We start from the raw sequence: 10,689 nt of genomic DNA, 5'->3' as shown, positions 1-10,689 counted from the left end.
AAAGGAACTTGTCAGAAAAGCTCTTTTAGAAAGGGTATCTCTTAATGGAATTTGTAGAATTTTTGATGTAAGCATGCCATGGCTGCTAGATTTTATTAATTTCATKATCAATGATTTGCCTGAGGATTTAAATGCACAAGTCACATGTTGTGAGAAAGATGAATTGGAAGTGGCTAAACTTGAAGTAGATGAGCGATGGAGTTTTGTAGGAAATAAGAAAAATGATCAGTGGTTATGGCTCATCTTGCATAAAAAAAGTCGTCAAGTGCTTGCTATGCAAGTGGGTCCTCGAGATAAAAAAACCGCTGAGCTTCTTTTTGCAAAACTACCCGAATCATTAAAAAAAAAGCCCTCTATTTCACTGATAAATTTAATGTCTATTATGAAACCATTCCTTGGAGTCAACATCAACCAGTTAGCAAGCAATCTGGTCAGACAAGCTACATTGAAAGATTTAATTGTACTCTCAGACAAAGATGTGCAAGACTTGTAAGGAAAACACTTTCATTTTCTAAAAAACTAACTAATCACATTGGGTTAATAAAATACTTTATTTGTGATTACAATAGGCAGTTGAGAGCCTTACCTATTTAGCACTACCAACTTTTTCATATCAGAAAAAGTCATCCCTGATTTTTCTATTCAAAATCGGCTTTCTTAAGTTTTTAATCATGTTTTGCGCGCGTGCTAACGAAGGAATATCTTTAGGAAACTTCCCAACGAGTTCTGTTTTCATCGATTACCTTTTTCTTAATAGCTTCTAGTTGCTGTTTAACTTATTTTACAGAATCTAGTTAAATTCCTTTTTCATTCAACTAACCGATTATTATGAACTAATAGAAGTGGTGAAAAACTTAGAAAAGCAGTTAATTGATGGGCACAAATCACAGAGATTTGAACCTTTAGCTCCACTCAAAAGAGTTTAGTCGGATTAAAAGAGCTTTTGAATTTTGCGCAGCAATGTCAATTAAATATTTTGAAAAACTATTTAGAATTCACCGTTGTGAGCGCATTATTAAATCAAACTTCTCAGTTAACGGAGTTTGAAAAAATTGTAAATCACTTCTCAAAGAAGATAGAAACACTCAATTTTTCAGAGAATACTTATTTAATAGATGCTTATCTCTTAACTTTAAAAAATTGTAAAAATTTAAAAGTGCTTCATCTACAAGAATGCCATAATTTCACGGATGCTGGATTAGCCCATTTGACACCCTTAGTGACTTTACAGCATTTAGATCTGAGTGGGTGCCGTAAGCTCACGGATGCTGGATTAACGCATTTGACTCCCTTAGTGGCTTTGCAGTATTTAAATCTGACTTGGTGCGTTAATCTCACCGAAGTTGGAATAGCTCATTTGATACCCTTGGTTACTTTACAGCATTTAGAATTGAGTAAGTGCCATAATCTCACGGATGCTGGATTAGTGCATCTGAAACCTTTAACGGGTTTGCAGCATCTAGATCTAAGCAATTGTAGGGCTCTCACTGACGCTGGATTAGCGCATTTTAAAAACTTAACAACTTCACTCAATTTAAAACTTAGTAGATAAAAACTTTTAATAAAAAAATTGGCGCCGAAAATAAGAGTTGCTTGTCCTAAGAAAATAAAGAATAAAGTTTTATTAAAGTTTATTAAGTCACATCTTGATAGCCTATTTAAGAGAGACCTCGGCTCATTTTAGTGTTACTATACAAGCAGTTTTTATGCCCGTAAACGACAAAAAAGACGCCATTCTATTAAGAATAGGAAGGAAGACAAAAGAACAAATTTCCAAAAAAGTAGGAAAATCTCAATAAAAAATAGATGAAAGGGGAGTTAATCCTTATGTTTATAGAGATTTTGAAACTAGGAAATTGGCAAGGAAATCCAAAAATCAAAGCCTATATTTTATCTCATCAGCCTAATTAATATTTAATACGACATGAGAAAACAAAAAGGATTCAATTAGATGCTATTGTCGTGTAGATGATTTTTGAAAATTTTTTAAGCAGATATGGGATAAATAGTTAATTGACCATGGCAAAACAAAGCGAGGACCTCAACTGAATGATCGATACCAGTGAGGATGACAATTGTTATTTTATTTCATTGATCGATGATTGAACATTTAAGCACTTTTATGAATAGGTTAGTAAGTACTTAGACAAAGAATTTTCAAACTTAATGAGCATTAGTCGCTTTGTTTATTTAAAGTTGAACCTTTTTGTTCCTGTATTTGCTTATCTTCTTAGACAAAAGAGGAGAAATCACCGGAATTGCTTTTATTGATTCTCCATCGATAGATGTTTGCCACAATAGACGCATAAAAAGAAACAAGGTATTTCAAAGTTTGGCGAAAAGAGAGAAAACAACCTCAGGGTGGTTTTCCGGATTTAAATGACATCTCGTGCTTAATGAGAAAGGAAAAATTTTGGCTTTTCAGCTAACTCCTGGAAATGTTGCTGATGTTTCTATTGCCGAAACCTTGTCGAAAGGGATTTTGGAAAAGCTATTTGGTGGTAAGGGGTGATTTCAAAAGAGCTTTCAAAAAGGTTTTTGAAACAAGGTCCCGAACGATTGACGACCATAAAATCGAATAGGATGCAGAAGCTAATGAAGTTGAGACAAAATTCTTAGAAAACGAGCTATCATTGAAACGGTAAGTCATTCATTAAAAATATTTCTCAGATTGAATAGACACACCATAGTAGCGCCGGAAATTATTTGATTAATCTATTGACAGGGATTGCTCGCTTATCCTCACTAACCCAAAAGCCACTATCAACTTAGCAAAAACAACATTGCCTATTGTTAATAGCTGTCTAAAAACACAAAATTCAGGTTAATAACAAAATAGGCTCAATTATTTTACTTTCTTAATCTTGCCAAATTGTACAAAAACTTGTTCTGACAGATGTCTGGAATAACTTGATGAAAATAAATCAAAAAAAGATCATAAAAAGATGAAGAGACTTCGAGTTCTTACGTCAAACCTAAAGAAAATTGAAATGATTGGCTCGCTTTATTGTTTAGATATTGTAAGTATTAAAAAAATCTAAACTATCACAAATTTTAAATTAAAAAAGAAAACATTGATAAATAGTTTCTTGCGTAATTATTCTATCTGCCTGTTAAAATTGGTTTTTAAAAAAAGCTCGTGATGTAAGAGGTCTAATGAAATTCGAAAAATTTATTTGCAATCCTCGGCAATTTACACTCACTAATGGATTAAAAAGATCTATTGCGATTATTTCTTTAGTTGATAAAAAAGGAAATATCTCAAAAGGAGAAATCGCCCCATTACCCCCTTGGAGCAAAGAAACCTTAGAAGAGGCTATTCGCCAAATTGATGCCAAAAAAAGCTTTATTTTAAATATAGATTGGACAATTGAAAATTATAGAGATGCATTAATGCATCTCCACCTTTTTCCCTCAGTACAATTTGGAATAGAATCGGCTCTTCTATCCTTTTTAGATCCTTTAAAAACATATTCTATGCCAGTAAGCGCCTTATTGATGGGATCCAAAAAAGAAATTCTTGCTCAAGCAAAACTTCGCCTACAAGAAGGTTATCAAATAGCTAAACTTAAAGTCAGCCAACTTTCGTTCTCCGATGCTGCAAAGCTTATTCACCAATTAAAAGATACTTTTCGTTTAAGAATAGATGTCAATCGAGCCTGGAAAACGGAAGATTCTTTACAATTCTTTTCAGAATATTCTTTAGATAGTTTTGATTATGTTGAAGAGCCTTTTCAAAACCCTAAAGAATTATCTCTTTTTTCTCATCCCCTTGCTGTTGATGAGTCTTTTCCTTCAAATTTTTCTCTTCAAGATTTAGAAACTTTATGCTCTCTTAAATCTCTTATTTATAAACCCACTCTACAGGGGGGAATGACAACTTGTTTGCCTGTATACAAATGGGCGAAACAACGCAATATTGAATTCGTTCTAAGTAGTAGTTTTGAAAGTGAATTGGGACTCTTCCACCTCATTTCAATGGCTGCAAGATTAAAGCTGACTTCACCTATAGGAATCGGCACCTATCATTTTTTGCCTCAAACGGAAGGTCCTTTCCTTATTTCAAATGGACAGGTTAACTTAAAAAATTTGTAACTAATCAGTAAGCTTTATTTGAAAAAAATAAAAGATAAACGCAATTTAAAATTTTTGTGGATAAATTCTAGTCAAAAATTTAAGTTGAGTTATTTTTGATCAAAGTAACTTTCTAGGTTAAAATAAACAATTTGGATGTTATATAAATTTTTTATGGTTAGTCACTTGTATTTTGCTGCAGTATGGTTAAGCAAATAAATCTCTAAGCATTTGCACATTCTTAAGAAAATTTGACAGATATCAGAAAAAACGCTAAATCTAAAATTTATCAATAAAAATAATAGAAAATTCTCTTATGAGACAGTTCTTGCATCATTTGATTTATTAGCTAAATAAAGAAACGGGAAAAGTAACTTCAACGCTTGCTGATACGATTATTTTTTTGAACTCATTTGCCAATAAATCAATGCTTTCGATCTCAAAAATTTAATAATCAATACGTATTATTAGAGTATGTGTAATTCAAAACAGGCTTCGATCTTAATTTTCCTTTGGGCTTATTTAGCTTTCAAAGACAAAAAACAAGCAAGAATAAAAGTTTTATTAGTTTTAGCGAAAGTGATGGAGGGTCATTATGAACGCAGTGGATTTTTATTGCGGTCAATACTTAGTCAATCCAGTCAATCAATCGATACAAAGTCCCTTTCCAACTGAGCTTAATAAACCTCTGTTGATAAGACTGTTAATGCTTTGTCATGCGACTATGGCGTTAGTTAATTCACAAATGACTTCAATCTTTTACTCCTTGCTTGGTAGAGTCAATAATTTTATTTCGTGTGCATGTTCTGAACGAAATACAGCTTTAGCGGTGAAAATTTTGGCCAGTCAAAAAAATGCTCGAGCTCAAAATTATTTAGGTTACTTATATGAGTCGGGCAAGGGAGTTAAACAAAATAACGAAAAAGCTTTTTATTACTATCGATTAGCTGTGCATCAAAATATTACGAACGCGCAACTTAAAATTGGTCTGATGTATTTAGAAGGAAAGGGAATTACACAATCGGATGAGCAACAAGCCGTTTTTTATTTAAAACTCGCTAGTGATAATGGCTCTTTAGAGGCGAGATATCGGCTTTCGTTGCTATATTTAAGCGGGCATGGAGTTGAAAAAAATGAAAAGAAGGCTTTACAGCTTTGTCAGTCTGCCGCTAATAATGGATATATGTTGGCTCAATTTAAACTTGCCAAGAGTTATGAATATGGCTTAAATGGTGTCTCTAAAAATCAGCAAAAAGCTGCAGAATATTATAAAGGAGCTGCAGATCAGGGGCACCTTGAAGCAAAACATCGTTATGGCATTTTCTGTTGTTTAGGACAAGGTTGTTCACAAAATAATCAAGAGGCAATTAAATATTTGCAGTCTGCCTATGATTTAGGATATTTAGAATCTAAAATTTATCTTGATAAAATTCTCAGTTATGAGAATAGACTGAGAATATATCATTATTGGAATATAAGAGAATAAGATTAAATGGACTATCGAACCGAAAAAGACACCTTAGGAGAAGTTAGAGTTTCTGTAGACTGTTATTATGGAGCTCAAACGAAGCGTTCCTACGATAATTTTTCGATTGGAATAGAAAAAATGCCTAAGGAAGTAATTCATGCGCTTGCTCTAATCAAGAAAGCGGCCGCCTTAACTAACGAACAGCTTGGTTTATTACCAAAAAATAAACAACTCGTGATTTGTGAAGTTTGCGACGAAATTTTATCTGGCTGCTTAGATGATCAATTTCCGTTATCTGTTTGGCAGACAGGTTCTGGAACGCAAACAAACATGAACCTCAATGAGGTGATTAGTAATAGGGCCATTGAAAAGCTGGGTGGGGTGCTTGGTTCTAAATATCCGATCCATCCTAATGATGATGTCAATTTATCTCAATCGTCTAATGATGTGTTTCCTTCAGCCATGCATATTGCGGTAATGTTTGATATATCTAAGAAGTTGTTACCAAGTTTAAGAGAACTAAAAGAAACTTTAGAAGCGAAAGTTGAAGCTTTTAAAGATATTGTAAAAATTGGGCGTACGCATTTAATGGATGCGACCCCTTTAACACTTGGACAAGAATTTTCGGGTTATGTCAGCCAAATAGAGCATGGAATACAAGCTCTAAAAAATACGTTTGCGCATCTTTCTGAATTGGCCTTGGGAGCAACTGCTGTGGGAACGGGAATGAATACGCATCCCAACTACGCAAAATTAGTGGCTGAAAAAATTAGTGAGTTGTCTGGATTTAATTTTGTCACTGCCAGGAATAAATTTGAGTCGCTCGCGACTAATGACGCTCTTGTAGAAGTTAGCGGGGCTTTAAAAAGAGTGGCCGTTTCAGTGTTTAAAATTGCCAATGATATTCGGTGGCTTTCTTCAGGCCCTAGATGTGCCATAGGAGAAATTGTTATTCCTGCTAATGAACCAGGCTCATCGATTATGCCAGGAAAAGTTAATCCTACACAAAGTGAAGCCTTAATGATGATTGCCATTCAAGTAATGGGGAATGATGGGATCATTGGTTTTGCAGGTTCGCAAGGCAATCTAGAATTGAATGTTTTTCGCCCTCTTATTATTTATAATTTAATTCAATCTATTCGATTATTAAGCGATGCTATTACTAATTTTAACCAAAAATGTGTTGTCGGAATAGAGGCTAACCAAACAAGAATTGCAGAACATCTGAATCGTTCCTTAATGTTAGCAACTGCTCTTAATCATGCAATTGGTTATGATCATGCAAGTCAAATTGTAAAAAAAGCATACTTAGAAAATATAACATTAAAAGAAGCTACACTAGCTTTAGCCTTTTTAACCGAAGATGAATTTGATCAGATTATGGATCCTAAAAAAATGATTGGGCCAATGACTTAATATTTTGCTGATTTTGATTTGTTAAATGTTTCTTGTTCTTTTTTTGTGTTTTCAGTGGAAAAATCAAAAGAGATTAAGTCTACCCATAGGGGATGTGTCCAGCTTTCTAAAAGGCATTCATCACCGATCAAATCAATTTTATAGGTGGCAATTCCCCCTGAAAAACAAAAGTTTTCATTTAATAAATGATAAAGATAAGTTCCCGATGATTTCGTTAATTGCAAATAAATATTTTCTTCTCTACGGTTGCGGAATCGTATAGCAAGATGTAGATAAAACTCTCGAAAATTTTGATCTTGTTTAAGCATGTGCCATTGAATTAAAATTGTCTGACCAATCGTGGGGTTTTCTTTATAAGGATCAGGGGTATATACATGGTAACTTGCTAAGTGTTCGCGATTTACATAATGAGTTTGTACGTTCAATCTTTGAAGGCTACAGCTAGTCAGACAAAGAAAGCAGATGATAGCTATTAAGATTTTTAAGGAGCTTTTCATTAAAATATTTTTTATCTTTTTAGCTTTGTACATATCATCGAACTAAAAAGAGATTCTGAAGACAAAGATAACTTCTTACTCGGATTAAAATTTTCTTGCAATTGATGAGCACCCCATTCAATGAGTGTTTGAGTTGAATTCCAATCTAAGCAAGAATCCGTAATCGAAACACCATAACGAAGCTCTTGTGGATTGAAATGAAAAGGTTGATTGCCGGCATAAAGGTGACTTTCTAACATTAAACCTTTAATAAAGGAATTTCCTGCCAGTACTTGATCGATAATGGATTGAAAAACAATTGGTTGTTTTTCATGTTTTTTATTTGAATTATGATGAGAACAATCGATCAACACTCTTTCTGGCAAGTTTGCATGGGATAACCTTGCAAGCGCTTCAGATATCGAATGAGAGTCAAAATTGGTTTTTGTTTCCCCACCTCTTAAAACAATGTGAGTATCGAGATTTCCTTTAGATTGCGTTGCAATTGGCCATCCATTTTCGTGTAAAGCCATGTAAGCATGGGGTTGGGAAGCCGCATAGGCTCCCTGAACAGCAGCTGAAATATTACCAGCAATTCCATTTTTAAAGCCTATCGGAATTTGCAAATTCGAAGCAAATTGCCTGTGGATTTGTGAGGAGGAAGTTCTCGCTCCGATCGACCCCCAAGAAATTAAATCTTCATAATAATAAGCGGTTAAAGGATCTAAAAATTCGGTTGCGGCAGGGATTCGCAAATCGCAAAGCTCTAGCAACAATTCTCTTGTCTTTTTGATTCCGAGTAAAAGTTGATTGGAACCGTCTAAAAGTGGATCATACAAAAATCCTTTCCAGCCCGTTGCTGTTCTCGCTTTTTCACAATAGACACGCATTAAAATGAAAAAATGAGACGAAAGAGATTCTGCTAAGCATTTTAATCTAAATGCAAATTCCTTAGCAGAATGAAAATCATGGATTGAGCAGGGCCCTACAATCAATAATAATCGCTTATCAGTCCCATTTAAAATAGATTTTACAGTTTCTCGACAATCTTCAATGAAATTATCTTGAGATACGCTTGCCGGAAATTGGCTTTTTAATTCTTTATATGAGGGGAGAAGTTCCATGTTAGTCCATTATTCTGATTAGTCCGGAGTCTAACAAAGATTGACATTTTCGTGAATCAATCTAACTGAAGTTTTGGGTTTATTTTTTCAAAATTACCAATAGTAATTATGAAAAAATGGTGAAGTTTAATATAGTTATGTTGTTGATTTTCTAATTAGTTTATGAGTTTTATTAAATAAACTAACAATTCTAAATTTCTACATAATTGATTTATGTCCTTGATGAAGAAACAAGAAAATGCCATGATCTTGCCCAATTTTGCGTTAATTTTTTTTGCGGGAAATAAGAAAATGGTTATTTCAAGCTGCTTAAAAACAGTTTCTATACTTACTCTTATTATCTAAGCTTTAAAATATTGGGTCTAACCAAATTAGATCTTACTTACAAAGACTAAATTATTTGTTAGTATCCTAACTAATTTACGATCGGGAACCTCATTTGATGGGTAAATAATGGAACAAGTGGATCAATTCTTAAGCGAACTTAGAAATTGGATTTGGGGATTGCCTTTGCTCATGCTATTGCTTGGCACTGGGGCTTATTTAACTATTCTTTTGAAAGGAGTGCAATTTCGTTATCTTGGGTATGCATTTAAGCAGGTCATTGCTAAGCAAAAACAAGACTCGCAAGGAGATATTAGCCATTTTCAAGCTTTAATGACCTCCTTAGCTGGGGCTATTGGAACAGGAACAATTGTTGGGGTGGCGACAGCGATTACAATTGGAGGTTTAGGAGCTATTTTTTGGATGTGGGTAACAGCATTTTTAAGTATGGCGACTAAATATGCAGAGTCTTTGCTAGCCGTGAAATATCGTGAGCAAGATAGCCGAGGAGAAATGTCTGGGGGACCTATGCAATATATTGAAAAAGGTTTGGGATGGAAATGGATGGCATGGATTTTTGCTGTCTTAGGAATGATTGCAGCCATGAGTACGGGAAATCTTGTTCAAACAAATTCAATTGCTGAAGCTGTGAATCATGTATGGAATATTGAACCTTGGACTACAGGAGTTGTATTGTGTTTTTTAACAGCAGCTGTAATCATTGGTGGAGTTAAAAGTATTGGGAATGTTGCAAGTGTTTTAGTCCCTGGAATGGCAATCATTTACATTTTAGCTGCTCTTTATATTCTAGTTGTTAATTATTCTTCAATTCCTCATGCATTTATGTTGATTTTTCATAGTGCTTTAAATGGTCAAGCTGCAGTTGGTGGCTTCCTCGGTTCTACAATGATATTGGCTTTACAAATGGGTGTAGCAAGAAGTGTATTTTCTAATGAAGCAGGACTTGGAATATCTTCTATAGCTGCAGCAGCAGCCAAGACAGATAGTCCTGGACGTCAGGCAATGGTGACAATGACTGGTGCATTAATTTCGACTGTCATCGTTTGTACGATGACAGGCCTTGTCCTCGCTGTATCAAAACTCGTTGGTTCTTATTCACAGTCGGGTCAACTGTTAAATGGAGCTTCTCTAGCGATTGCTGCGTTTAATACTCACATTCAAGGTGGTGAATACCTTGTAACGATCGGTCTTGTTTTATTTGCGTATACCACGGTTCTTGCCTGGTCTTATTACGGAGAAAAATGTTGTGAATATTTATTTGGGGAAAGTTCGGTTTTTAGCTATCGCATCTTATTCGCTTTAATGGTTATTCCGGGAGCAGCATTAAAAATGGAGACTGCTTGGTTTTTAGCAGATATCAGTAACGGATTGATGGTGATTCCAAATTTAATTGCTTTAATCGCTTTATCTAAAGTTATTAAAAAAGAAACCAAAGATTTTTTAATTGTGGTGGATCGTGAAAAAGAAAAAAGGGAAAATTTCAGGGATCTAGGAGATACATAAAATGCCTGCTAATATAATGACAAGTATCATGAATAGTTTAGATATAATTTATAGCTGGATATGGGGGGCTCCTCTTCTCGTGCTTTTAACTGGATTGGGAATTTATTTGACCATCACCTTACGAGGATTACAATTTCGTTATTTAGGTTATGCACTTCGATTAGTCTTTGGTTCTCAAAAAGCCCACCCAGAAGCAGAAGGACAAGGAGATATCAGCCACTTCCAATCGTTGATGACAGCTTTAGCTGCTACAATTGGAATTGGAAATATTGCGGGTGTTGCA

Annotated in this window: 7 protein-coding genes and 3 pseudogenes; 8 read left to right on the top strand and 2 right to left on the bottom strand. The window is 34.5% G+C overall.

What is annotated here, in order from left to right; all coding sequences use genetic code 11:
* The 6 genes and pseudogenes from TY19_RS11595 to fumC form a co-directional block, all read left to right on the top strand.
* A pseudogene (locus TY19_RS11595) lies at positions 1-594 on the top strand (IS1 family transposase); the annotation flags it as partial.
* 215 nt (positions 595-809) lie between these two features.
* Positions 810-1,546 (top strand): annotated as a pseudogene (locus tag TY19_RS04255) (hypothetical protein); the annotation flags it as partial.
* 448 nt (positions 1,547-1,994) lie between these two features.
* A pseudogene (locus tag TY19_RS12700) lies at positions 1,995-2,772 on the top strand (IS982 family transposase).
* A 384-nt stretch (positions 2,773-3,156) separates the two neighbouring features.
* Entirely contained in the window at positions 3,157-4,095 is a 939-nt protein-coding gene (locus TY19_RS04250; protein WP_042280508.1) for an o-succinylbenzoate synthase, read from the top strand.
* A 574-nt stretch (positions 4,096-4,669) separates the two neighbouring features.
* A complete protein-coding gene (locus TY19_RS04245; protein ID WP_052354770.1) occupies positions 4,670-5,560 on the top strand; it encodes a tetratricopeptide repeat protein in 891 nt (296 codons plus the stop codon).
* Between the two features lie 6 nt (positions 5,561-5,566).
* Positions 5,567-6,958: a class II fumarate hydratase gene (gene fumC / locus TY19_RS04240; protein ID WP_042280507.1), complete on the top strand. Its 1,392-nt coding sequence runs from the start codon at positions 5,567-5,569 to the stop codon at positions 6,956-6,958.
* Here the strand turns inward: fumC and TY19_RS04235 are convergent.
* Both TY19_RS04235 and TY19_RS04230 read right to left on the bottom strand, forming a co-directional pair.
* Positions 6,955-7,383, bottom strand: coding sequence for a hypothetical protein (locus TY19_RS04235; protein WP_148300629.1), 429 nt, complete (start codon positions 7,381-7,383; stop codon positions 6,955-6,957). The genes fumC and TY19_RS04235 overlap by 4 nt on opposite strands.
* 83 nt (positions 7,384-7,466) lie before the next feature.
* Positions 7,467-8,558 carry a 3-deoxy-7-phosphoheptulonate synthase gene (locus TY19_RS04230; protein ID WP_042280504.1) on the bottom strand — a complete coding sequence of 364 codons (1,092 nt, stop codon included), beginning with the start codon at positions 8,556-8,558 and terminating at the stop codon, positions 7,467-7,469.
* Between the two features lie 453 nt (positions 8,559-9,011).
* Between TY19_RS04230 and TY19_RS04225 the strand changes: the two genes are divergently transcribed.
* Positions 9,012-10,406: an alanine/glycine:cation symporter family protein gene (locus tag TY19_RS04225; RefSeq protein ID WP_102035387.1), complete on the top strand. Its 1,395-nt coding sequence runs from the start codon at positions 9,012-9,014 to the stop codon at positions 10,404-10,406.
* Between the two features lie 16 nt (positions 10,407-10,422).
* Positions 10,423-10,689: alanine:cation symporter family protein (locus TY19_RS04220; protein ID WP_445082245.1), on the top strand; the 267-nt coding region annotated here is incomplete at its 3' end.

It is taken from the genome of Candidatus Protochlamydia sp. R18, from assembly GCF_000648255.1.
In the GTDB taxonomy this organism is placed as follows: Bacteria; Chlamydiota; Chlamydiia; order Chlamydiales; family Parachlamydiaceae; genus Protochlamydia; species Protochlamydia amoebophila.
The sequence above is the reverse complement of the archived record's forward strand: the minus strand, read 5'-3'. Positions and strand labels throughout refer to the sequence as shown.